This window comes from Brucella sp. TWI559 (genome assembly GCF_039674265.1).
Classification (GTDB): domain Bacteria; phylum Pseudomonadota; class Alphaproteobacteria; order Rhizobiales; family Rhizobiaceae; genus Brucella; species Brucella chromiisoli.
The window spans coordinates 180,209-201,912 of record NZ_JBDJNE010000006.1; the positions used below are offsets into that span (position 1 = coordinate 180,209).

Below are 21,704 nucleotides of genomic sequence, written 5' to 3' on the forward strand. Positions count from 1 at the left end.
CACTTATATTCATATCAATTTTTAGGGTAATAAAAAACCAGCAAGTGGTACGCCCAAGGGGAATCGAACCCCTGTCTGCGCCGTGAAAGGGCGCTGTCCTAACCGCTAGACGATGGGCGCCTGTTGCTGGTGTGGGTCGGCTTATAGGCAGGAAAATTCTGCCACGCAAGTCCTTTTTGAGAAAATATTCAAGAAAAATTCAGTGGCTGCGCTTGTCAAAGGAAACATGCGAAAACAAAGGGATAGAGGGGGCATGCCAAGAAGAGCGGAGATACACCGCATCAGACGAAATCGTCGCTTGAGGTTTGTTGGCAATCATGATTTTGGAAAGAAAAACCAGCAAGTGGTACGCCCAAGGGGAATCGAACCCCTGTCTGCGCCGTGAAAGGGCGCTGTCCTAACCGCTAGACGATGGGCGCCTGTAGCTGGTGTGAGTGGGCTTATATTCAGGAAGAACCTGACTCGCAAGCCCTTAATATAACTTTTCTAAAAAAAACTCGCCGGGGGCCGGTTTTGTCGTCTGCCATATGGCTGATGACGTAGCTATCACTATGAAAATTAAAGAAAAAGCCGGGAACTGATCCCGGCTTTAAACATTTGGATTATTTCTTGCAGCTCCAGTTCCAGTCACGTTCAGGGCCGACGTCCACGTGAACTGCGGTGGTATGGCAATAGGTGCCGACGCCGCCGCGTCCTGGCATGTTGCGTGCAAAGCGTGCAATCTCGTGTTTTGAAACACCGGAAATCTGAATGTCGGCAGCAGCGCAGATCATGTGCAGTGATTTGCGTGCACCATTGACCTTGCGATTATAGGACGGGCTGCGATAGCCGGATGTGATCATGACGGGGCGACGGAAGTGACGTTCCATCGTCTTGAGCATTGTCACAAGCTGCGGCTTGAGGCAGGCCACATCGACCGTTTCACGCTGGACTTTCAAGCCGTTGGGCGCAAGGCGCGCCAATCCGGGTGCCGAGGCAAGTTGCACGGATGCATAATCATCATATTCATTGGCATCAATGTCGCTATCATCATAGATGCTTTTGCGATGCTTGATTTCAAAGCCGCCATTGGGGCGCACGCCAGGAAGCGAATAATTATAGTCCCGCGTTGATTTTGTGTTAGGTCTTACAACGGCAAGTTTCTTATTTTTTGAGTTGCCCGCGTCCTCGTCGTTGAACAGGCGCGCGATGCTGCCTTGGCCGGCCGTCGCCGGGCTTTGGGGCGCGACATAGGCATTGGCGTTCTTTGCTGAGCCAAAGAGCGACGCCACCTGAACTGGTTTTTCCGGCTCTGCGGGTTTGGGTGTCTCTGGCTGTTTTGCTTCTGCCGCCTCAGCTTTTGCCTCCGGCTTGGCTTCGGGCGTGGCTGCAGTTTGCACTTCAGCTTTCTGATCAGGCTTTTTCGCTTCTGTTGCGGCGGCGGTTTCAGCGGGGGATTCGGTTGGCTTTTTGCCGAATATGCTGAACAGAGAAGAGGGTTTGCTTTCTGTCGCAAGAGCCGCAACCTGAACAGAGCTGTCCGGTGCCTGTGAAGCTGTCCCGGTTGTCGGGGTTGCTGAAGCTACAGCCTTTGCGCTGTTTTCAACCGGTTTTGCTTCGGCAACAGCAGTCGGCTTTTGTTTTTGAGTTGCTGCGCCTGTTTGGGCTGCTTCGGCAGCGATTGTCTGATCGGCGGCACTCTGAAGCGTATCCGCAATAATGGAACCATCGGCGCTGTTTGTCATTTGTAATGGTGAATTGCCGTTACCCGTAGACGTGCAGGATGTCAGAACAAGCGCAATCAGGGCTACACTGCCGCAAAGCAGTTTTCTTGTCGTTTTTTGCGATGGCTCTGCAAGTTTCAATGTCTGCTCCAGCTCTTCCATGTGAGTTTCGCTAATCAATAGAAAGCAGATTTACTCACAGAAACCAGTCACCAAGACCGGGGTAGATAACGAAAGCGGTTTCCATCAAGACGGATTTTCAAACCGCTCTATCACTTTGTTTTAAGCACTTCCTATGCAAGGCCCTGTCGAACCCATTCTGGAAATGCTTGAATATTTTCAGCGCCTTATCGCGAAAAGATCAGTTTTGTCATCGCTTTAAAGCGCTAAGATACAAATCAACGAGTGATAAACTGTAACCAATTTTTAGGATTTTTAACTGCCAAAGGCAACTACTGAAAAGCACTCAATGTTTTAGAATGGAGCAAATGACCTTCAAATTGCATTGAAATAACGCAATATTACTATTCGTAATTTTTGTTTATACTTGCTACTGAGGTTGTCGCTCGAGTGCTTCCAGTCTTATCATTTTCAACTCACATGTTGACATGACGTATTGAGATGGTGCTATCCATTTCGCATTATATTATCTGTGTCGCATCAGGCATATTGCCAGATGCAGGCAGAATATCAGAATTGGGACCGGACATATGACCAAGAACACGCGGAAGATTGCCAATTTCATGCTGGCAGCAACAGTCGTGGCGTTTCTTGCGGGCTGTGCCGGTGGGGCGGAATTTCGAGGCACGCCGCAGGAAGGTGCCAAGCGCACCGATACCTATCCGACCTTTGGTCGTATGCCGAAAGCTGCAACCACGCAGATTACGCCCGAAGAAAAAGCGCAGATCACGTCAGGGCTTGATTCTGACCGGACGCGCCTTGCGGTTTCGCGTTCTTCCTCTGCGACACTGACACCAGCGCAGGCTGCCGCGTTGCGTAAGCAGGCGCAGGAAGAAACAGACGCGACCCTCAAGCAGATCGAATCCGGGGAATAATTGGCTTTTATTGACATATAAAAGCTTCGTCGCTGAGGCGTAACAAGTCTCGACCCGATTCGATAACAGGTGTATAGCTCCTAACCCGGTGCATACGCGCCGTTTCATTCAACCCCTTTCTGGAACAGGATCATGTCGGAAGAATTTCATAAAGTCCGTCGCTTGCCACCTTATGTCTTTGAACAGGTTAACCGCCTGAAGGCATCGGCGCGAGCGGCCGGTGCCGATATTATCGATCTTGGAATGGGTAATCCCGATCTGCCGACGCCTAAGAACATTGTCGATAAGCTTTGTGAGGCTGTTCAGGATCCGCGCTCGCATCGGTACTCTTCATCGAAGGGTATTCCGGGTCTTCGCCGTGCGCAGGCGCAATATTATGCGCGTCGTTTTGGTGTAAAGCTTAACCCGGATACACAGGTTGTTGCGACGCTTGGTTCCAAGGAAGGCTTCGCCAACATGGCACAGGCAATCACAGCGCCTGGCGATGTGGTGCTTTGCCCGGACCCAACCTATCCGATTCACTCGTTTGGCTTTATCATGTCGGGTGGTGTGATCCGTTCGATTCCTGCTAAGCCGGATGAAGAGTTTATTCGTGCGCTGGATCGCGCGGTAAAGCACTCCATTCCAAAGCCGCTGGCGCTGATCCTCAACTTTCCTTCGAATCCGACGGCTTATACTGCGACGTTGGATTTCTATAAGGATGTGGTCGATTTTGCCCGCAAGAATGATCTCATTATTTTGTCCGATCTCGCTTATTCGGAAATCTATTTCGACGAAAACAACCCGCCGCCATCGGTTCTTGAAGTGCCGGGCGCAATGGATGTGGCTGTCGAATTTACCTCGATGTCGAAGACATTCTCGATGCCGGGCTGGCGCATGGGCTTCGCAGTGGGTAACGAGCGTCTGATTGCAGCCTTGACCCGCGTAAAATCCTATCTGGATTATGGCGCGTTCACACCTATTCAGGTTGCGGCAACCGCAGCGCTGAATGGTGATGGCTCTGACATTGCATATGTCCGCAATGTGTATAAGCAGCGTCGTGACGTGCTGGTTGAAAGCTTTGGCCGTGCTGGCTGGGATGTGCCGCCGCCGGCTGCAACCATGTTTGCATGGGTTCCGATTCCAGAGCGCTTTCGTGCGCTGGGCTCGCTCGAATTCTCCAAGCTGTTGGTTGAGATGGCCGATGTTGCCGTGGCACCGGGCGTAGGCTTTGGCGAACATGGTGATGAATATGTTCGTATTGCTCTTGTCGAGAACGATCATCGCATCCGTCAGGCTGCGCGTAACATCAAGCGCTTCCTGTCCACAAAGGATGAGAATCTACATAATGTTATTCCGCTTGAAGGTCGCCGCTAAGCGATTTTAACCGAACATAACAAGGGGCGTCTTCTGGTCGGCCCTTGTTTCCCTCCCATACAAAATCAACAATTCAGAAGGTCGAGATAATGAGTGATGCATTGCGGATCGGCGTTGCCGGATTGGGCACCGTTGGTGCTTCGGTGTTGCGTATTCTGCGTGACAAGGCCGAAATGCTCACTCGTCAATGCGGCAAACAGGTTATCGTTACCGCTGTCAGTGCACGCGACCGCACACGGGATCGTGGCGTCGATCTTGGTGGCATTGAATGGTTTGACGATCCGGTCGAACTTTCCAAAAGCGCTGGCATTGATGTTTTCGTCGAGTTGATCGGTGGCGATGAAGGCCCGGCTAAGGCATCTGTTGAAGCTGCATTGCGTGCTGGTCATCACGTTGTGACCGCCAACAAAGCGCTTCTTGCAAAGCATGGCGTGGCGCTTGCCGAGATTGCCGAAGAGAAGGGCGTGCTTCTTAATTTTGAAGCGGCTGTTGCTGGCGGTATCCCTGTCATCAAGGCGATGCGTGAATCACTGACCGGCAATACGGTTTCGCGCGTTTATGGTATCATGAACGGTACTTGTAACTACATCCTCACCCGGATGTGGGAAGAGGGAATCTCGTTTGAAGATTGCCTCGCTGATGCCCAGCGTCTTGGCTATGCGGAAGCTGACCCCACCTTCGACATCGAGGGCAATGATACCGCGCACAAGCTTGCGCTGCTCACAAGCCTTGCATTTGGCACGCGCATTGCCGCTGACGATATTTATCTTGAAGGCATCAGCAACATATCGCTGGCCGACATTCGTGCTGCCGACGAGCTTGGCTATCGAATCAAGTTGCTTGGCGTTGCGCAGAAAACCGACACCGGCGTTGAGCAGCGGGTGCATCCGACCATGGTTCCCACCTCATCGGTTATTGCGCAGGTGCATGGCGTGACCAATGCCGTGGCAATCGAAACCGACCTTCTGGGTGAACTGTTGCTTTCCGGTCCGGGTGCGGGCGGCAACGCCACGGCTTCGGCTGTGATCGGTGATCTCGCGGATATTGCCAAGAGCCGTCCCGGATTCCAGCATGGCCCGGTTTTCGGCACGCCTGCAAAAGCCTTGCAGCCTTATAAGCGCGCAAAAATGCGCAAACATGCCGGCGGTTATTTCATTCGCTTGACGGTTTATGATCGCATTGGTGCATTTGCCGCGATTGCCAAGCGCATGGCGGAAAATGACATTTCGCTTGAATCCATCGTTCAGCGTCCTTTGATGGACAGTGACGTGAGTGATGGCATCAAGACGGTCATTCTTGTAACCCACGAGACAACGGAAGCCGCTGTTAAAAAGGCGCTTGATGCCATTCTCAAGGATGATCACCTTGTCAACAAGCCGCAGATGATCCGTATCGAGCGCGCAGGCTGAGAAACGTCGGTCACGTTGCCGCTCTTGAAGGGCGGCAACGATTTTGTTAAGAAACCCCGGTAGGAATTGTCCGGCTGAGAGACAAACATGGAAAAGGAGGGCTGTAATATGGATGTGACACGTCACGACCATCATCGTCAGTACGGCCCTGATTTTGCCCTGCAACAGTAAATTGTGCAGGGCCGATTAAGACTGAAACAAAAGTCTTTTTCTGCCTTTTTCCGAAGGCGCAGCTTCAAATGCTGTTGCCGGACATTTGCAAGTACATCGATAAAGCGCTTTGGACGCTGCTCACTTGTGCTTGGCAAAATTGGGCTCATTGCCATGTCTCTTATTTCTATTCAGAATCTATCGCTTACGCTTCATGAAACACTCTTTGCAAACCTCGATTTCATCGTTGGTGAAGGCGAGCGGTTGGGAATTGTTGCCGCCAATGGTCGTGGAAAGACCAGTCTTTTACGATTAATCGTGGGAGAGGGGGAGCCGACCAGCGGTGTCATTACCCGCTCGCGTGGACTCAAAATCGGCTATGTCAGCCAATATGTTGCCGATGACCTGATGGACATGTCCTTTTATGACGTTGTGCTTGGAGGATTGGATGAAGACGCACGCGATTATGAAAGCTGGCGCGCCGACATTGTGCTCGACGATCTCAATGTTCCGGCAGAACTGCGTGAACTCTCCATTCGGCAATTGAGCGGTGGCTGGCAGCGACTTGCGCTTCTGGCGCACACGTGGGTGTCCGAGCCTGATGTCCTTTTGTTGGACGAGCCGACCAACCATCTTGATCTTGAGAAAGTGCACTTGCTGGAAAACTGGCTTGCTGCACTTCCGCGTTCGGTGGCGGTCATTGTGTGCAGCCATGATCGCGCTTTTCTTGATGAGGTGACGAAGCGCACGCTTTTTCTGCGCGCGGAGAAGTCGTTTGTTTTTGCTTTGCCCTATAGTCAGGCGCGTGTGGCGCTTGATGAGATAGATGCTGCGGATGCGCGTCAGTTTGAAAAGGACATGAAAATTGTCCAGCAATTGCGAAGACAGGCGGCGAAGCTCAATAATATTGGCATCAATTCGGGCAGCGATTTGCTGGTGGTGAAAACCAAGCAACTGCGCGCGCGAGCCGAGAAAATCGAGGAAAGCGCAAAAGCAGCGCATATCGAGCGTTCTGCTGGCACGATCAAGCTCGACGGAAGGGGCAGCCATGCCAAGGCGTTGATCATGATTGATCGGGCCGAGATTGCGACGCCCGATGGCCGCTCTCTTTATAAAACCGATCAGCTTTGGATCAACCCCGGAGATAGAGTCGTGCTGCTGGGTGCCAATGGCACGGGCAAAACGCGGTTATCGACACTGGTTCGCGAAGCAATCATTCAGCCGGAACACTCGCTTACAGGCATCAAGGCGACGCCGTCGCTGGTGCTGGGTTATAGCGATCAGGCTTTATCCGAGCTTAAGTATAACTCAACGCCTTTTGAAACGATCATGAAGCGTTTCGATATTGGCGATCAGCGTGCCCGATCCTTGCTTGCCGGCGCTGGCATGACGCTGGAATTACAGGCCAAGCCGTTGTCGCGGCTTTCAGGAGGGCAGAAGGCGCGTCTTGCCATGTTGGTTTTGCGCCTGACCAAGCCGAATTTCTATATTCTGGATGAACCAACCAATCATCTGGATATTGATGGCCAGGAAGCACTGGAAGCGGAATTGTTAAGTGATGAAACAGCGAGCCTGATTGTCTCGCATGACCGCAGTTTCGTGCGTAATGTTGGCAATCGTTTTTGGGTAATTGACAGAAAAAGGCTGATTGAGGTGGATAGTCCAGAGATTTTCTTTGAAGCCGCTCAAGGTCGATAAGCGCATACTCTTGCTGGTCCTTGCCCCGCTCCGATAGGACTCAAGCCCTAAATCGATTAAGAGCTTGAGTGCTAAATCTTTTTAGCGTTCTTTCCGTTGCTGGTGCCGCTTTCACTTGCGGAGAGCGAGGGACTTTGACAAAAGATTGGCATAATGGCGCTATCGGCAGCGACACTGGCGTTATACGAACGCAGCAACGTAATTCAAATTCGGGACTTTGTTCACATGGCTAAGAATGCAGAACAGCAACCTCATGGATTGGCTCATGGACTTGATCGTATTCTGACGCTGGAACTGGTCCGCGTGGCTGAGCGCGCAGCCGTAGCCGCAGCGCGCCTGCGTGGACGTGGCGATGAAATGGCTGCCGATCAGGCAGCGGTTGATGCCATGCGTCAGGAACTCAACCGCCTGCCGATTGCTGGTACGGTTGTGATCGGTGAAGGCGAACGCGATGAAGCGCCCATGCTTTATATCGGTGAGGAAGTTGGCACCAAACAGGGGCCTGATGTCGATATCGCGCTTGATCCGCTGGAAGGCACAACGATTTGCGCCAAGAACCTGCCGAATTCGCTGGCAGTTATTGCCATCGCTGAAAAGGGCAATCTGCTCTATGCGCCAGATGTTTACATGGAAAAGATTGCTGTTGGTCCGGGCTATTCAAAGGGCGTTGTCGATCTTGATGCGACGCCGACGGATAACATCATGGCGCTTGCCAAGGCCAAGGGTGTGCAGCCGCACGAAATCACGGCCTGTATCATGGATCGCCCGCGCCATGCTCGATTGATTGAAGAAGTGCGTGCAACGGGCGCTTCTATTCGTCTGATCGGTGACGGTGACGTTGCTGGTGTGATGCATACGACAAACCCCGATGAAACCGGGATCGATATTTACATCGGTATTGGCGGTGCGCCGGAAGGTGTGCTGGCTGCGGCCGCTTTGCGCTGTATGGGTGGTCAGATGCAGGGGCGTCTTCAGCTCAACTCCGATGAAAAGATTGCGCGCGCGGCGAAGATGGGCATTTCCGACCCGAAGAAAATCTATACGATGGAAGAAATGGCAAAGGGTGACGTGTTGTTTGCTGCAACTGGCGTCACCGATGGCAATATGCTGTCAGGCGTTAGATTTGCGCGAGATTATATTCAGACACATACAATCGTTATGCGCTCAAGCTCTCAAACGGTTCGTGAAATCAAGGCGAGGCATCAGGATCTTTCAAAGTTTTAAGATCACACAAGGCGGAATGAACAAAGGCGGCATTGCAAAAATGCCGCCTTTTGTGTCTTTAAGAACGCATGACAACAGAACGCTATTTTCTTGGTATCCGCAAATCAGTCACTGGCCAGAAATGGATGGACCGGCTTGGTCCGCGTGAGGCCAACATAGCGCTTGCCATAGCGCAGCATCATGGCATCTCCGATCTGGTATCACGGGTGCTTGCAGGCCGCGGAGTTACGGTGGAAGGTGCGCCAGAATTTATCGATCCGAGCTTGCGCAATTTGATGCCGGATCCTGCTACGCTGACCGATATGGATAAGGCCGCCAACCGGATTGCCGACGCCATTATGCGACGCGAAACCGTCGCAATTTTTGGCGATTATGATGTCGATGGCGCGTGTTCATCTGCATTGATGGCGCGGTTTCTGAAACATTATGGCATTGCGCATTCGATCTATATTCCAGATCGTATTTTTGAAGGCTATGGTCCGAACCCTGATGCCATGCGCGAATTGGTTGGCAAAGGCGCATCACTGATTGTGACGGTGGATTGCGGCACCAACAGCGCACCGTCCATCACTGCCGCGAAAGAAGCGGGTGCCGACGTTGTGGTTCTCGATCACCATCAGGTTGGTGGCGATTTGCCGGACGATGCGGTGGCGATTGTCAATCCGAACCGGGAAGACGATATTTCGCGGCAAGAGCATCTTTGCGCCGCTGGTGTGGTGTTTCTGACACTTGTTCAGGTGACAAAAATCCTGCGTGAGCGCGGCAAAGGAGCCGGGCCGGATCTTCTCTCGCTGCTGGATCTTGTGGCACTTGCCACTGTTTGTGACGTCGTGCCGTTAAAGGGCGTTAATCGTGCTTTTGTTGTGAAAGGTCTTTTGGTTGCGCGCAGCCAGAGCAATGCCGGGCTTACAGCACTTGGCCGTGTTTCGCGCATTGGCGAACCGCTCAATGTCTTTCATTTAGGCTATCTGATTGGCCCACGTATCAATGCGGGTGGCCGTATTGGCGATGCGGGACTGGGCGCGCGTCTGTTGACATTGGATGATCCTGTTGCAGCCGATCCGATTGCGGTTGAGCTCGACAGGCTCAATCAGGAACGGCAGGCGATGGAGGCCGAAATGCTGATTGAGGCGGAGGCGGAGGCCGCGCTTGAACTTTCCGGTGGTGCTGGCGCCTCGGTGATTGTGACGGCGAGTGATCGCTGGCATCCGGGTATTGTCGGGCTTCTCGCGTCACGTCTTAAAGAGAAAGCGCGTCGCCCGGCATTTGCCATTTCATTTAATGTGAATGGTGTTGGTTCCGGGTCTGGACGCTCCATTTCCGGGCTTGATCTTGGTAAACTCGTTCGCGGCGCTGTGGAGCGGGGATTGCTGATTAAGGGCGGTGGACATGCCATGGCCGCTGGCATCACCATTGAACGCAGCAAACTTGGTGCGCTTCGCGCATATTTTGAGGAGGAATCGGCTGATATTGTCGCGCGTCTGCGGGAAAATCTGAGCCTTTCCATTGATGGTGCGGTGGCTGCATCCGGCGCGACCGTCTCGCTTTATGAATCTTTACAGAAGGCGGGACCATTCGGTTCGGCGCATCCGCAGCCGGTTCTGGCTCTCCCACATCACATCCTTGCCGATGTTCGCGGTGTGGGACGAGACCATGTGCGCGTTGCCTTGCGCGGTGCAGACGGCAAACGCGTCAATGCTATCGCATTCCGCGCTGCCGAAGGCGATCTGGGGCGGTTTTTGTTCAATAATATCGGCCAAAGCGTCCATATTGTTGGCAATCTGTCGCTCAATCACTGGAATGGTTCAGTCACTCCTCAGATACAGATTCTGGATGCGGCTGTGCCTATTTGAATTTTCTCAACTTTTTTGCCTTCACGCTCTTGTGAAAACGGGGGATGAATTCCCATATAATCACGGACTAAAATATTCTGTGATGTTTCACTTGGGAGATACTTATGCCGGGTTCCGGAAACCGCCTGACCAAACTGACCGCTGCAATGGTCCTTGGGCTGATCGCCTCTTTTGCCGCTGTCGATTTCGCCGAGGCTCGCCGTGCAGGCGGGGGCGGATTTGGTAGTCGCGGTGCGCGCACCTATCAGGCGCCGGCGCCGACACGCACTGCGCCAAACAATGCAGCACCGGTTGAGCGTTCGATGACGCCCAACACGGGTGCACAACAGACCAATCGTCCGGGCGCTGCAGCGGGCACGCAGAACGCAGCGGCAGCACGTTCAGGCGGTATGTTCGGCAATTTTGGCCGTTCGATGCTCGGTGGTCTTCTTGTCGGTGGTCTGATTGGCATGTTGCTCGGCAACGGCCTTGGCGGTCTTGCCGGTATGTTTGGCCTGTTGTTGCAGGTTGCTGTCATTGCGCTCATTGCCATGTTTGTTATGCGTATGTTTGCCAATCGTCGTCAGACGGCGGCAGCGGGTGCTGGCAATGCAGGCGCGCAGCCGTTCGGTGCTGCCAAGAGTGCTGCGCCGCAGGCAGGCTTTGGCGCACGCACACCATCGGTCAATCCTTTTCAAGTCAAGCAGGCCGAAACACCTGCGGCGAACGCTGTTGAGGAGACGCCTTTGGAAATTGGTCAGGAAGAGCTTGATCGTTTTGAGCAGATGCTGGCCGAAATCCAGACCGCCTATGGTCGCGAGGATTATGCGGCGCTGCGCAAGCTCGCAACGCCGGAAGCCATGTCTTATCTGGCTGAGGAACTCGGCGAGATCGCCTCAAGCGGTATGCGTAATGAAGTCAAAGATGTGAAGCTGCTTCAGGGTGACGTTTCTGAAGCATGGCGCGAAGGCAATGTCGATTATGCGACGGTTGCTATGCGCTATTCCGCAATCGACGTCATGCTGGATCGCAATACGGGCGCGGTTGTTGAAGGCAATCCTGATGAGCCGGTTGAAAGCGTAGAAGTCTGGACGTTCACGCGTGTCGATGGTGGGAATTGGCTACTGTCGGCCATTCAAGGCACCGAATAAACATAAAAAGCCCGGTCGCGAGACCGGGCTTTTTGCTTACCAGCTGCCGATATTTTCGGCGGAAGCCCATGGCTCCTGCGGGGCAAGGCGTTCGCCCTTCTGAATCAACTCAATAGAAATACCATCGGGTGATTTGATGAAGGCCATGTGCCCATCGCGTGGCGGACGGTTGATGGTGACACCCGCATCTTTCAACTTCTGGCAGGTTTCGTAGATATTATCGACCTCATAGGCGAGATGGCCGAAATTGCGGCCGCCCGTATAGGTTTCAGGGTCCCAGTTATAGGTCAGTTCAAGCTCCGGTGCGCGTTCTGCTTGGGCTTTATCTTTATCCGACGGCGCGGCAAGAAAGATCAGCGTGAATCGGCCTTTCTCATTTTCTGTGCGGCGTGTTTCTTCAAGGCCAAACTTGTTCACATAAAAGTCGAGCGATTCATCGATGTCTTTAATTCTGACCATCGTGTGCAGATAGCGCATAGTCTTCTCCTGTTTCGCATGTTGGAGCAATCATAAAGCAATTTATGGATAGGTGGCGCGTGAAAATGACAAGTCAACAAGTTGTCGAACGGCCATGCCGCCATATGTTTTTGGCAGGTAAGGTTTCTATTTTGGAAATTTAGGAATTAACGATGAATATACAAAGCCTGTGGTCATCTTCAAAACTGTAAAAGTTTAGACTTGCCGCCTATGGTTAAGGAAGTGTTATTCTTTGGGCAAGAATCAGGTGAGAGTCGCAACGGAACACAAAGAGGAGGGGCGAGCGCATGGCAGATAAATCTGTGTCGAATGACCAGTTTCGCAGTCAGGCCTCCTCAGAAGAGCTAGGCGATCTTGTTGAAGTGTCGGGCCGCATTAAATGGTTTGATGTGGCAAAGGGTTACGGTTTTATCGTGCCCGACCAGCCCGGTGTTTCCGATATTCTCTTGCATGTGACCACGCTTCGCCGTGATGGTTTCCAAACTGCGCTGGAAGGGGCGCGCATAGTTTGCGAAGTTCGTAACGGTGATCGGGGGATGCAATGTTTCCGTGTTCTTTCCATGGATACAACCACCGCAATTCATCCTGCGGAGATGCCGCCGCAGCGTACACATGTGACGGTTACGCCATCAAGCGGTCTTGAGCGCGTCATTGTGAAGTGGTTCAACCGTACCAAAGGCTTCGGTTTTCTTACGCGCGGCGAGGGAACAGAAGACATTTTCATTCATATGGAGACGCTCCGTCGTTTTGGTATGATGGAACTGCGCCCCGGACAGGTCGTCCTCATTCGTTTCGGCAATGGCGATAAAGGGTTGATGGCGGCCGAAATTCATCCGGATATTGGTACGGTTATACCCGTTTCGCACTGATTTCATTCGTTTCATGTTCTTTCACAAGCCCGTGACTGCGCTTGTCGCGCTGGCAGCGCGTTGATAATGTTCGATGCTCAATCTTAGCGTCAGGTCGTCAGCACGACCTTTTGATGCCTGTTAGCGGGCATGAATATGAGCAATCAGGATAAATCGACATATGGGCCGCATACTTTTTGTTTTCGCATTTATCTTCTTTGCGGTTTCCGCCCATGCGCAGGAAACCAAGCCGATGCTTTTGCCACTGGATAAAGAGCCGCTGACTTTCATTACGGCGCAGGGCAAGGCGTCATTCGGGCTGGAAATTGCTGATACCGATGAGGCGCGGATGCGCGGATTGATGTGGCGTACCGATTTTCCTAAAGATCGTGCAATGCTGTTTGTTTTTGGTGAAATGCGCGATGTGATGATGTGGATGCAGAACACGCCGTCACCGCTGGACATGGTTTTCCTGGACGATACCGGCCATGTGTCGGCTATTCATGAAAACGCAGTGCCGTTTTCCGAAGACATTATTTCTTCGCATGGTCCGGCCGCATATGTGGTTGAACTTCTGGCCGGTACTGTTAAACGAACCGGTATAAAGCTTGGTGACAGGGCGATCCACAGAGTGATTTGTGGTGAATGTCGCGGTTAAATCCGCCGGCAACCAAGCTCTCTGAGAAATCAAAGGGAATGCATAATTGAGCGCGCTCGATATTGAATATTTCGAACATGATGGCTTGCGTCTTGCTTATCGTCAGGACGGAGAGGGCGATCCCATCCTGCTTATTCATGGTTTTGCGTCCTCAAGCCTCGTCAACTGGGTGTCACCGGGTTGGTTTCGCACTTTGACAGAAGCTGGCTATCGCGTGATTGCCATTGACAATCGCGGGCATGGTTTTTCGGACAAAAGCCATGATGCTGCGGACTATACCCCAAGCGCTATGGCAGGCGATGCGGCCGCATTGCTTGATCATCTTGGCATCGAAAAGGCCCATGTGATGGGTTATTCCATGGGCGCGCGCATCAGCGCATTTCTGGCAATTGAGCATCCCGAACAGGTTCACAGCGTTGTTTTTGGCGGACTTGGCATTGGTATGGTGACGGGTGCGGGCGACTGGGAGCCGATTGGCGAAGCGCTGCTTGCAGACGATCCATCGACAATCACGCATCCGCGGGGGCTGATGTTCCGCAAATTTGCGGATCAGACCAAAAGCGATCGTATTGCGCTGGGAGCCTGTGTCATTACCTCCAAGGAACTGGTTTCTGCCGAGGCAATTGCACGCATCATGCAGCCGGTCCTTGTTGCCGTCGGCACGACAGATGACATTGCCGGAAGTGCTCAGGAATTGGCCGATATGCTGCCAAACGGTCAGGCGCTCGACATTCCTGACCGTGATCATATGTTGGCGGTGGGGGACAAAGTCTATAAGAAAGGCGTGTTGACCTTTCTGGAGGATCATCCTCTTTGAGTTTTGACCAACGGCATCAACCAGATTTACGCGGTGTCAAGGCGAAGCGTTTTGAGATATGTTAACAGCCGAATGCGCATTGCAGGACAGGCATAGGGCAAAGACAGTGGTCTGCTATCTACGATCAGCAAAATTGGAGTATGCATGATGTCCGTTCGCTCGAACGCAAAATTGTCACCTTCGCTGGGGCAAGTTGATCCGATCTGGCATTCCATTCGCGCTGAAGCGGAGGAAGCGGCAAAGAACGACCCGGTGCTTGGAACGTTTCTCTACGCGACGATTCTCAATCAGCCGACGCTGGAAGATGCCGTCATGCATCGCATCGCCGAACGCCTTGGTCATGCGGATTTGAGCGCTGATATTCTGCGCCAGACTTTTGACGCGATGCTGGAGGCCAATCCGCAGTGGTCGCACATTGTGCGCGTCGATATTCAGGCGGTTTATGATCGCGATCCGGCTTACAGCCGCTTCATGGACCCTATTCTTTATCTCAAAGGGTTTCATGCCATTCAGACACACCGTTTGGCGCATTGGCTCTATAAAGAAGGCCGCAAGGACTTTGCTTATTATCTGCAAAGCCGCTCGTCTTCGATTTTCCAGACCGATATTCATCCAGCCGCCGAATTTGGCAGCGGGTTGTTCCTTGATCATGCGACCGGGCTTGTGGTGGGTGAAACAGCCGTTATTGAAGATAACGTGTCCATCCTGCATGGCGTGACGCTTGGCGGCACAGGCAAGGCGAGTGGAGACAGACACCCAAAGATTCGCCACGGTGTTCTGATTGGTGCCGGGGCAAAAATTCTTGGCAATATCGAAGTGGGGCATTGCTCAAAGATTGCGGCGGGTTCAGTCGTGCTGAAGCCTGTTCCGCATAATGCGACGGTTGCCGGTGTTCCGGCAAAAGTGGTGGGCGAAAGCGGTTGCTCCGAGCCATCCCGCGTTATGGACCAGATGCTGGGTGAGGCGGCATTCGGAGAACATATGTTTGGCGAAGGTATCTGACCGCTTCATGGATCAAAAATACCGCCTTCTGGCTTTTTAGCAGAGGTGGCCTATATCATGCTTACATAATCATAACTATGCGTGCATGCGTTTCGTGACGCGTGCGTTAATGCTTTACATTGGATAATGGCGGGTGCATTAAACCGGCCTTAAATCAGTAGCAGGAGAAGCCGGTTGAAACCCGAAGAACTCAAGAAACTCGACGCCTATTTCAAGCGGACTTTCAACAATCCCGGCCTTCAGGTTAAGGCGCGCCCACGTAAGGATGATTCCGCTGAGGTCTATCTGGATGACGAGTTCCTGGGGCTTGTCTACAAGGATGAGGACGAAGGCGAACTGTCCTATAATTTCTCAATGGCTATTCTCGACGTCGATCTCTGAGATTTGTAGCCGTTGAATGAGACGCCCTTTCTGCTTGGCAGAGAGGGCTTTTTTTATTCTACGCACGCATTCCGTTCTCAGGATAAATAGCGCATTCTGCCGGGAGATTTCGTGATGGAGGGAAGCCGATGCCAATTTATGTTTATAACGGACATAAGCCAGAATTTGCAGACCGTGCCAGCAACTGGATCGCGCCGGATGCAACGCTGATCGGCAAAGTCTTGGTCGGCGAGAATGCAGGTTTCTGGTTCGGGGCTGTTTTGCGCGGGGATAATGAAACAATTACGGTGGGTGCCGGTACCAATGTGCAGGAACACACCATCATGCATACCGATATTGGTTTTCCGCTGACGATTGGGCAAGGTTGCACGATCGGGCATCGTGCTATCCTGCATGGCTGCACGATCGGTGACAATACGCTGATTGGCATGGGGGCGATTATCCTCAACGGTGCGAAGATTGGCAATAATTGTCTTATTGGCGCTGGTACGCTTGTCACGGAAGGCAAAGAGTTTCCCGATAATTCGCTGATTGTCGGCTCACCAGCACGGGCTATTCGGGAACTTGATTTTGTTGCCGTTGAAAAACTGAAAGCTTCGGCCCAGCACTATGTCGAAAAAGGTCAGTCTTTCATGCGCGGGCTGGAGCCGGCGTAAAAAAGAATCAATCCCATGCAAAGAGGGACGGGGAATGACACCCGTCCCTCTCACACAGCTTTGTTCGGTCATTTAGTTGCGGATGCCGCTGACGAGCAGATCACGGCCAGCCTTGATCGACACCCATGTGCCGGTGTTCGCCGTCGACTGGCGCTTGAGGAATGTGTAGTCGGTATCGTTCCAGGCAAGCACACGTTGATCAAGATTGTCGAGAATGAAATCGCCGCGGTCGGTTCTAACCGTCAGAACAGCGTGGCCTTCACCATTGGGCTGACGCACAACGGTCATCAGCAATGTGTTGGCTGGAATGCCAAGAGCCATCAACTCGCGCCGCTTAAGAAGCATGTAGTCGTCACAATCGCCAGCCGTGGTTGGATATTCCCAATATTCCTCCTGGCCCCAGACTTCCATATCGGTGCGCGGCGCGATTTTCTCGTTCACGCTCGCATTCACAGCGACGATTTCCTGCCACAGCTTTTGATTGAGCGTGAGTGGCGCGCTGTTGGAACTGGTGATTTTGCATTCCGATTCGTGGCGCTGACAAAATTCATAATGGCCGATTGGCTGCGATGTGCGTTCGCCGGTCGGCATCCAGTGTGATTTTGATGCGGGGCTTGCGGCTTGCGCAAAAGCCGTTCCCAGAAGGATCAGCAATGCTGCGATGATTGTTTGCTTCGTCATTCTTTTTGTCTCCCTGTTGGAAACAAGAATGCTTGCAAGACTTTGAGAGTGGGGAAATTTAGACGCGAAAATGCGAATCTAATTTGAATAAAACTGCGCAGGTTTTGGCAAGGTTTTGTTCAGAAACAGCTCATTTGAGCCTATAATAGCATGATTTATGGCGTTTTGATGCCTGAACTGGCCAAAAATAGGGTTTGCCAATCCGTAACCTTAGTGCGCGTTTACCTTTTAGACTTTGCCGCCGGGGATAACCCGCAATCGAGGGATATCGCGCGGTTGTGGCGGGGGTGCCCATCCGCGGCTGCCGTCTGCACCATTCATTGTCATGACGGAGGGTTTACGAATTTCCGGCTTCACGATGAGATCAGGTGCCAGCGGCTCCACGCTGTTGAGATTTCCAAGAACAAGCGGATCAGCACCTGCCCAGGTGACATCATCAAGAATGGCAATACTACCCAGCAGATTGCATTTTCCGCCCTCACTTGGCGAGAGGGGAGCGAGCAGCATCTCAAAAGACAGGCTGCGTCCTGAGAGACTGATACCGTCGTTCTGGCTTAAAGCGGGAATCAACAGTGCATTGACGTTTCGCGCAAGTTCATTGAGGGCAGGGCGATTTCGTTCTGGCCAAAGCGTAAGAAAGCGTGTCGCTTTGAGCTCGCGCCCAAACAGAGCGCAGAGGCGGGTACCGGCAAGACGGAATATCAACTCGCCGGTTTGGTCTTCTTCAAGAAAAAACAGGTCTGACAGATGACGTCCCAGTTTGCGTGGCTCAATTGATTCGCGCAGTGGCGCATGAAGGCTGCCGCTCTGACGTAAGGCCAGTCGCTGCCATTCACTGAAAATTGCCATCGTGCTGCGGTTTTTCATTATGCGCTGCTGCTTACTCTCTGGCCGTTTAACTGGTTTTGGGCAGTGCCCGTCGGTCCGCGCATTAAAATAGTATTAACAGCAAGGATGCCAGCTTAACGCTTTGTTCATCCACTGTGCTTGCTCGTTAAGGTTAACAAGAAGTAATTGTTGCAAAAATTCGCTTGTAGCGGTTCTATGAGTTGTCAGAAGAAGTCATTGTCTTGGTTGGCTTTTTCCTGATCTCCAGATTTTGTCTCGTAAATGTCAGACATTTGCGACAAGGCCGTACGGGACCCTCCGGCGGCCTTTATTTTTAACCAATTGTCACTTATCTAGAATGCTTGTTTTGAAAATAGGCAGCGAGCTGGAAAGCGGCGGTTAATGAGTATTCCTCAGCCTGAAATGCGCGAACATACGAATGATTCGAGACGATCGGGCGGTGGTGAACCGATATTCAACATACCGGGCGTGATTCTCGCGCTGATTGGTATGTGTGCCGCTGTCTATATCTATCAGAATTATCTTATAAGCGAGCAGCGCAACTACGCATTCATGTTGCAGTTTGCTTTGATTCCGGCACGGTTTTCTCTGGCAGGTGGCTTCACCGATCCTGCGGCGCTATTCACGCTTATCAGTTATTCGTTCATGCATGGCGGATTTGCCCATATTGCGGTGAATATGATCTGGCTTGCGGCTTTCGGATCACCGCTTGCTGGTCGTATCGGCACCGGACGTATGCTTGCTTTCTGGGTTCTCACATCGGTCGTCGCCGGATTGACGCATTATGCGATCTATCCCGAAAGCGTTACGCCGCTTGTCGGCGCTTCGGGTGCGATTTCCGGTATGATGGGCGCAGCAGCGCGTTATGGTTTCCGCAGGGTCGGGCATGGGCGCCGTTCGGAGTTTGCCGGACCCGTTTTGCCAGTGGGTTTGACGTTGACCTTAAAGCCGGTGCTGGTTTTCGTGGGTTTCTGGTTTCTTATCAATCTTGCCACAGGTCTTTATTCGACAGGTGGAGCCGGTTTGTCGGGGATTGCGTGGGAAGCACATATTGGTGGCTTCATCGCCGGCTTTTTTGGAATCGCGCTGCTTGATAAGCCGCGCAACTATGATGCCGTTTTAAGGCGCTGAGCTGTTTCCTCCCCATTTAGTTCGCTTGCAAAGCAGCCAATCAAAGCGCACCATTGCTGGAACGCAACTGGAGGAGCTGCGTTACAATCATGAGACCTGTTCTCGTGATTGATTGCTGAACCTTGGGAGGGATTTTGGCATGACTGTTAGATCGATTCTCGAAAACAAAGGCAGGGATGTTGTCGTCATCAGACCGGACGACACGCTTTCGCACGCCATTGCTATTCTGGCCCAACATAAAATCGGTGCAATTGTTGCCTGCGATGAAGCCGGACACATCAAAGGCATTCTTTCGGAACGAGATGTGGTTCGCGCAATTGCTTCACAGCAGGAGCAGGTTGGAGCGCGGCCTGTTTCTGAATTCATGACGTCGAAAGTACAGGTATGCCGGGAACATCACACGATCAATCAGGTGATGGAGATCATGACGCATAACCGCTTTCGCCATATGCCGGTGGAAGAAGGTGGCAAACTTGCGGGAATCATCTCAATCGGTGACGTTGTGAAGCGGCGCATTGAAGATGTGGAACGCGAAGCGGAAGAGATTCGCAGCTATATTGCGACAGCTTAAGGGCAAAGGGCTGATCCGAATCTGGAGCGTATAAAACGCTCAAGATTCGGAATATCAGACAATTATAGGGTTTGCTTTAAGAGCTTTTGTGCGTGCGCAGGTAACGCTCCGCTGCATAAAGCGAAATAGCAGCTGCGTTAGAAACGTTGAGCGACTTGATTTCACCTGGCATGTCCAGTCGCGCTAACGCATTGACTGTTTCGCGCGTCTTCTGGCGCAGGCCTTTGCCTTCAGCACCCAGCACGAGAGCGATGCGATCCCCGGTCAGTGTTGATTCCATCTCCTGTGGGCCTTCCGAATCAAGGCCGATGGTCATGAAACCCAGCGAATGCAGTTCTTCGATTGCATCTGCGAGATTGCGCACTTCGATATGGGGAATCAATTCAAGCGCACCGGAAGCCGCTTTGGCCAGAACGCCACTTTCCTGCGGACTGTGCCGGCTTGTGGTGATGAGCGCACCTGCACCAAAAGCAACTGCCGAGCGAATGATTGCGCCGACATTGTGAGGGTCCGTCACTTGATCAAGCACCAGCAAAAGCGGGCTTTCTTTCAGTTCTGAAAGCTTTTTGTGCCGAAGCGGTTCCGCTTCGATCATAACGCCCTGATGCACAGCATCTGACCCGGTCTCTTTGTCGATGTCTTTTGGCTCGACGATTTCAACAGGGAAGGGCAGGCCCTCCGCTTCACCTATTTCAAGGCGAGCGAAGCCATTGCGTGTGGCGCGCATGCGCAAAATCTTGCGCGCGGGATTCTCCACTGCTGCGCGTACGGTGTGCAGGCCGTAAAGACGGACTGTTCCTTCTGCGACGCGACCTGCAGGAATCGGCGCACGCTGCGGCTTGTGCGGCGCCTTGCCTTCATGAGCCGCTTTTTGGTCGCGATGCTCGCGACGCAGACGCGCATAATGAGAATCTTTTGGGGTACGGGAAGAATTTTGATCGTTCATGGGCTGCTTATATCCTGTCCACAGCGGCGAAGATAGCTTGATCAGAACTAAATGAAGTCAGATTTTTTCTTGTCCAAGTGCCGATAAGCGCGCATTTCCGGGAATTCTGCCGTACACTCAGCCACTGGCACCTGCAACTATTGGAAGGATATGCATTCTTTTCAATTTTATCCTGTTGACAGGAGCGGTTCATATCGGCATAAGCGCCCTCGCAGAACGACGGAACGCTTCCACAGCACACCAGACATTCTGCAGAAAATGCCTAGTTACTCGACTCTGCTGATAGTGATATTAGGAGGAATGCCCGAGCGGTTAAAGGGGACGGACTGTAAATCCGTTGGCTAAGCCTACGTTGGTTCAAATCCAACTTCCTCCACCACTTTCGGATCAGAGTTTAGAGTATGCGGGTATAGCTCAATGGTAGAGCAGCAGCCTTCCAAGCTGAATACACGGGTTCGATTCCCGTTACCCGCTCCAGTTTTTCAAGAGCGGATAGGCGTGTAAGGAATCATCGACGGGCGGTTCGCCGTTCCGTTTTGGCATAAATGTCGGCCTGAAAATCAGATTGATTTTCGTGCTGGCGCTCGAGCGGTTCTAGAACAAAGAGAACAACGGCGATGGCAAAAAGCAAGTTTGAACGTAACAAACCACACGTAAACATCGGCACGATTGGTCACGTTGACCATGGTAAAACGTCGCTGACCGCAGCAATCACCAAGTACTTCGGCGATTTCAAAGCGTATGACCAGATCGACGCTGCGCCTGAAGAAAAGGCACGTGGTATCACCATTTCGACATCTCATGTTGAATATGAAACTGCTGCTCGTCACTACGCACACGTCGACTGCCCGGGCCATGCTGACTATGTTAAGAACATGATCACCGGTGCTGCACAGATGGACGGCGCGATCCTGGTTGTTTCGGCCGCTGACGGTCCGATGCCACAGACCCGTGAGCACATTCTGCTCGCTCGTCAGGTTGGTGTTCCTGCGATCGTCGTGTTCCTGAACAAGTGCGATCAGGTTGACGATGCTGAACTTCTCGAACTCGTAGAGCTCGAAGTTCGTGAACTTCTCTCGAAGTACGACTTCCCAGGCGATGAAACGCCA

General features: G+C 52.4%; 21 protein-coding genes and 4 tRNA genes. 18 read left to right on the forward strand and 7 right to left on the reverse strand.

Features of this window, described 5'->3' with window-relative positions:
* Positions 1 to 45: 45 nt before the first annotated feature.
* The 3 genes from ABE530_RS10250 to ABE530_RS10260 all read right to left on the reverse strand — a co-directional run bounded on the left by ABE530_RS10250 (position 46) and on the right by ABE530_RS10260 (position 1,844).
* Positions 46 to 120: transfer RNA gene (locus ABE530_RS10250), tRNA-Glu, on the reverse strand.
* A gap of 224 nt (positions 121 to 344) precedes the next feature.
* Positions 345 to 419 (reverse strand) — tRNA-Glu (locus tag ABE530_RS10255).
* 183 nt (positions 420 to 602) lie between these two features.
* On the reverse strand, positions 603 to 1,844 hold the full coding sequence (locus ABE530_RS10260) for a YcbK family protein (RefSeq protein WP_499694466.1): 1,242 nt from the start codon (positions 1,842 to 1,844) through the stop codon (positions 603 to 605).
* 569 nt (positions 1,845 to 2,413) lie between these two features.
* Between ABE530_RS10260 and ABE530_RS10265 the strand changes: the two genes are divergently transcribed.
* The 7 genes from ABE530_RS10265 to ABE530_RS10295 all read left to right on the forward strand — a co-directional run bounded on the left by ABE530_RS10265 (position 2,414) and on the right by ABE530_RS10295 (position 11,578).
* Positions 2,414 to 2,758 (forward strand): hypothetical protein, encoded by a 345-nt coding sequence (locus ABE530_RS10265; RefSeq protein ID WP_499694441.1) that lies wholly within the window; start codon positions 2,414 to 2,416, stop codon positions 2,756 to 2,758.
* A gap of 132 nt (positions 2,759 to 2,890) precedes the next feature.
* Positions 2,891 to 4,114, forward strand: coding sequence for an LL-diaminopimelate aminotransferase (locus ABE530_RS10270; protein WP_499694442.1), 1,224 nt, complete (start codon positions 2,891 to 2,893; stop codon positions 4,112 to 4,114).
* An 89-nt stretch (positions 4,115 to 4,203) separates the two neighbouring features.
* Positions 4,204 to 5,523: a homoserine dehydrogenase gene (locus ABE530_RS10275; protein WP_265985265.1), complete on the forward strand. Its 1,320-nt coding sequence runs from the start codon at positions 4,204 to 4,206 to the stop codon at positions 5,521 to 5,523.
* A gap of 324 nt (positions 5,524 to 5,847) precedes the next feature.
* A complete protein-coding gene (locus ABE530_RS10280; RefSeq protein WP_499694443.1) occupies positions 5,848 to 7,371 on the forward strand; it encodes an ABC-F family ATP-binding cassette domain-containing protein in 1,524 nt (507 codons plus the stop codon).
* Positions 7,372 to 7,596: 225 nt separating this feature from the next.
* Complete coding sequence (gene glpX, locus ABE530_RS10285; protein WP_265985259.1) at positions 7,597 to 8,595, forward strand: class II fructose-bisphosphatase; 999 nt, start codon at positions 7,597 to 7,599, stop codon at positions 8,593 to 8,595.
* A 68-nt stretch (positions 8,596 to 8,663) separates the two neighbouring features.
* Complete coding sequence (gene recJ, locus ABE530_RS10290) at positions 8,664 to 10,448, forward strand: single-stranded-DNA-specific exonuclease RecJ (RefSeq protein ID WP_499694444.1); 1,785 nt, start codon at positions 8,664 to 8,666, stop codon at positions 10,446 to 10,448.
* A 104-nt stretch (positions 10,449 to 10,552) separates the two neighbouring features.
* Positions 10,553 to 11,578: a Tim44 domain-containing protein gene (locus ABE530_RS10295; RefSeq protein WP_499694445.1), complete on the forward strand. Its 1,026-nt coding sequence runs from the start codon at positions 10,553 to 10,555 to the stop codon at positions 11,576 to 11,578.
* A 36-nt stretch (positions 11,579 to 11,614) separates the two neighbouring features.
* On the opposite strand, the gene gloA is transcribed toward ABE530_RS10295, so the two are convergent.
* A complete protein-coding gene (gene gloA, locus ABE530_RS10300) occupies positions 11,615 to 12,055 on the reverse strand; it encodes a lactoylglutathione lyase (RefSeq protein ID WP_499694446.1) in 441 nt (146 codons plus the stop codon).
* A gap of 287 nt (positions 12,056 to 12,342) precedes the next feature.
* On the opposite strand from gloA, the gene ABE530_RS10305 reads away from it, so the two are divergent.
* The 6 genes from ABE530_RS10305 to ABE530_RS10330 all read left to right on the forward strand — a co-directional run bounded on the left by ABE530_RS10305 (position 12,343) and on the right by ABE530_RS10330 (position 16,417).
* Entirely contained in the window at positions 12,343 to 12,924 is a 582-nt protein-coding gene (locus tag ABE530_RS10305) for a cold-shock protein (protein ID WP_265985252.1), read from the forward strand.
* Between the two features lie 160 nt (positions 12,925 to 13,084).
* The gene (locus tag ABE530_RS10310; protein ID WP_499694447.1) at positions 13,085 to 13,561 is read left to right on the forward strand and encodes a DUF192 domain-containing protein; all 477 of its coding nucleotides are present in this window, start codon (positions 13,085 to 13,087) and stop codon (positions 13,559 to 13,561) included.
* A gap of 46 nt (positions 13,562 to 13,607) precedes the next feature.
* Entirely contained in the window at positions 13,608 to 14,378 is a 771-nt protein-coding gene (locus tag ABE530_RS10315) for an alpha/beta fold hydrolase (protein WP_499694448.1), read from the forward strand.
* Positions 14,379 to 14,525: 147 nt separating this feature from the next.
* Positions 14,526 to 15,380 (forward strand): serine O-acetyltransferase, encoded by an 855-nt coding sequence (gene cysE / locus ABE530_RS10320; RefSeq protein ID WP_499694467.1) that lies wholly within the window; start codon positions 14,526 to 14,528, stop codon positions 15,378 to 15,380.
* Positions 15,381 to 15,554: 174 nt separating this feature from the next.
* The gene (locus ABE530_RS10325; RefSeq protein ID WP_007875463.1) at positions 15,555 to 15,761 is read left to right on the forward strand and encodes a DUF3126 family protein; all 207 of its coding nucleotides are present in this window, start codon (positions 15,555 to 15,557) and stop codon (positions 15,759 to 15,761) included.
* A gap of 128 nt (positions 15,762 to 15,889) precedes the next feature.
* Positions 15,890 to 16,417 carry a gamma carbonic anhydrase family protein gene (locus ABE530_RS10330; protein WP_499694449.1) on the forward strand — a complete coding sequence of 176 codons (528 nt, stop codon included), beginning with the start codon at positions 15,890 to 15,892 and terminating at the stop codon, positions 16,415 to 16,417.
* 72 nt (positions 16,418 to 16,489) lie between these two features.
* Here ABE530_RS10330 and ABE530_RS10335 read toward each other — a convergent pair whose 3' ends face one another.
* Positions 16,490 to 17,098 carry a transglutaminase-like cysteine peptidase gene (locus tag ABE530_RS10335; RefSeq protein WP_499694450.1) on the reverse strand — a complete coding sequence of 203 codons (609 nt, stop codon included), beginning with the start codon at positions 17,096 to 17,098 and terminating at the stop codon, positions 16,490 to 16,492.
* A 228-nt stretch (positions 17,099 to 17,326) separates the two neighbouring features.
* On the reverse strand, positions 17,327 to 17,965 hold the full coding sequence (locus ABE530_RS10340; protein ID WP_499694451.1) for a PAS domain-containing protein: 639 nt from the start codon (positions 17,963 to 17,965) through the stop codon (positions 17,327 to 17,329).
* A gap of 363 nt (positions 17,966 to 18,328) precedes the next feature.
* Between ABE530_RS10340 and ABE530_RS10345 the strand changes: the two genes are divergently transcribed.
* Both ABE530_RS10345 and ABE530_RS10350 read left to right on the forward strand, forming a co-directional pair.
* Positions 18,329 to 19,078 carry a rhomboid family intramembrane serine protease gene (locus ABE530_RS10345; RefSeq protein WP_499694452.1) on the forward strand — a complete coding sequence of 250 codons (750 nt, stop codon included), beginning with the start codon at positions 18,329 to 18,331 and terminating at the stop codon, positions 19,076 to 19,078.
* 139 nt (positions 19,079 to 19,217) lie between these two features.
* On the forward strand, positions 19,218 to 19,649 hold the full coding sequence (locus ABE530_RS10350) for a CBS domain-containing protein (RefSeq protein ID WP_499694453.1): 432 nt from the start codon (positions 19,218 to 19,220) through the stop codon (positions 19,647 to 19,649).
* 76 nt (positions 19,650 to 19,725) lie between these two features.
* On the opposite strand, the gene rlmB is transcribed toward ABE530_RS10350, so the two are convergent.
* A complete protein-coding gene (gene rlmB / locus ABE530_RS10355; RefSeq protein WP_265985234.1) occupies positions 19,726 to 20,595 on the reverse strand; it encodes a 23S rRNA (guanosine(2251)-2'-O)-methyltransferase RlmB in 870 nt (289 codons plus the stop codon).
* A gap of 294 nt (positions 20,596 to 20,889) precedes the next feature.
* On the opposite strand from rlmB, the gene ABE530_RS10360 reads away from it, so the two are divergent.
* The 3 genes from ABE530_RS10360 to ABE530_RS10370 all read left to right on the forward strand — a co-directional run.
* A tRNA-Tyr gene (locus ABE530_RS10360) sits at positions 20,890 to 20,974 on the forward strand.
* 24 nt (positions 20,975 to 20,998) lie between these two features.
* A tRNA-Gly gene (locus tag ABE530_RS10365) sits at positions 20,999 to 21,072 on the forward strand.
* A gap of 140 nt (positions 21,073 to 21,212) precedes the next feature.
* A partial coding sequence (locus ABE530_RS10370) for a GTP-binding protein (RefSeq protein ID WP_499694454.1) occupies positions 21,213 to 21,704 on the forward strand: 492 nt, incomplete at its 3' end.

Excerpts from the sequence above, each read along its gene's own strand:
- ABE530_RS10335 (WP_499694450.1), bottom strand. The coding sequence starts at position 17,098 with ATGACGAAGCAAACAATCATCGCAGCATTGCTGATCCTTCTGGGAACG.
- ABE530_RS10265 (WP_499694441.1), top strand. The coding sequence starts at position 2,414 with ATGACCAAGAACACGCGGAAGATTGCCAATTTCATGCTGGCAGCAACA.
- rlmB (WP_265985234.1), bottom strand. The coding sequence starts at position 20,595 with ATGAACGATCAAAATTCTTCCCGTACCCCAAAAGATTCTCATTATGCG.
- ABE530_RS10295 (WP_499694445.1), top strand. The coding sequence starts at position 10,553 with ATGCCGGGTTCCGGAAACCGCCTGACCAAACTGACCGCTGCAATGGTC.
- ABE530_RS10350 (WP_499694453.1), top strand. The coding sequence starts at position 19,218 with ATGACTGTTAGATCGATTCTCGAAAACAAAGGCAGGGATGTTGTCGTC.
- ABE530_RS10305 (WP_265985252.1), top strand. The coding sequence starts at position 12,343 with ATGGCAGATAAATCTGTGTCGAATGACCAGTTTCGCAGTCAGGCCTCC.
- ABE530_RS10330 (WP_499694449.1), top strand. The coding sequence starts at position 15,890 with ATGCCAATTTATGTTTATAACGGACATAAGCCAGAATTTGCAGACCGT.
- glpX (WP_265985259.1), top strand. The coding sequence starts at position 7,597 with ATGGCTAAGAATGCAGAACAGCAACCTCATGGATTGGCTCATGGACTT.
- ABE530_RS10270 (WP_499694442.1), top strand. The coding sequence starts at position 2,891 with ATGTCGGAAGAATTTCATAAAGTCCGTCGCTTGCCACCTTATGTCTTT.
- cysE (WP_499694467.1), top strand. The coding sequence starts at position 14,526 with ATGTCCGTTCGCTCGAACGCAAAATTGTCACCTTCGCTGGGGCAAGTT.
- ABE530_RS10345 (WP_499694452.1), top strand. The coding sequence starts at position 18,329 with ATGAGTATTCCTCAGCCTGAAATGCGCGAACATACGAATGATTCGAGA.
- ABE530_RS10280 (WP_499694443.1), top strand. The coding sequence starts at position 5,848 with ATGTCTCTTATTTCTATTCAGAATCTATCGCTTACGCTTCATGAAACA.
- ABE530_RS10275 (WP_265985265.1), top strand. The coding sequence starts at position 4,204 with ATGAGTGATGCATTGCGGATCGGCGTTGCCGGATTGGGCACCGTTGGT.
- ABE530_RS10310 (WP_499694447.1), top strand. The coding sequence starts at position 13,085 with ATGGGCCGCATACTTTTTGTTTTCGCATTTATCTTCTTTGCGGTTTCC.
- gloA (WP_499694446.1), bottom strand. The coding sequence starts at position 12,055 with ATGCGCTATCTGCACACGATGGTCAGAATTAAAGACATCGATGAATCG.
- ABE530_RS10340 (WP_499694451.1), bottom strand. The coding sequence starts at position 17,965 with ATGAAAAACCGCAGCACGATGGCAATTTTCAGTGAATGGCAGCGACTG.
- recJ (WP_499694444.1), top strand. The coding sequence starts at position 8,664 with ATGACAACAGAACGCTATTTTCTTGGTATCCGCAAATCAGTCACTGGC.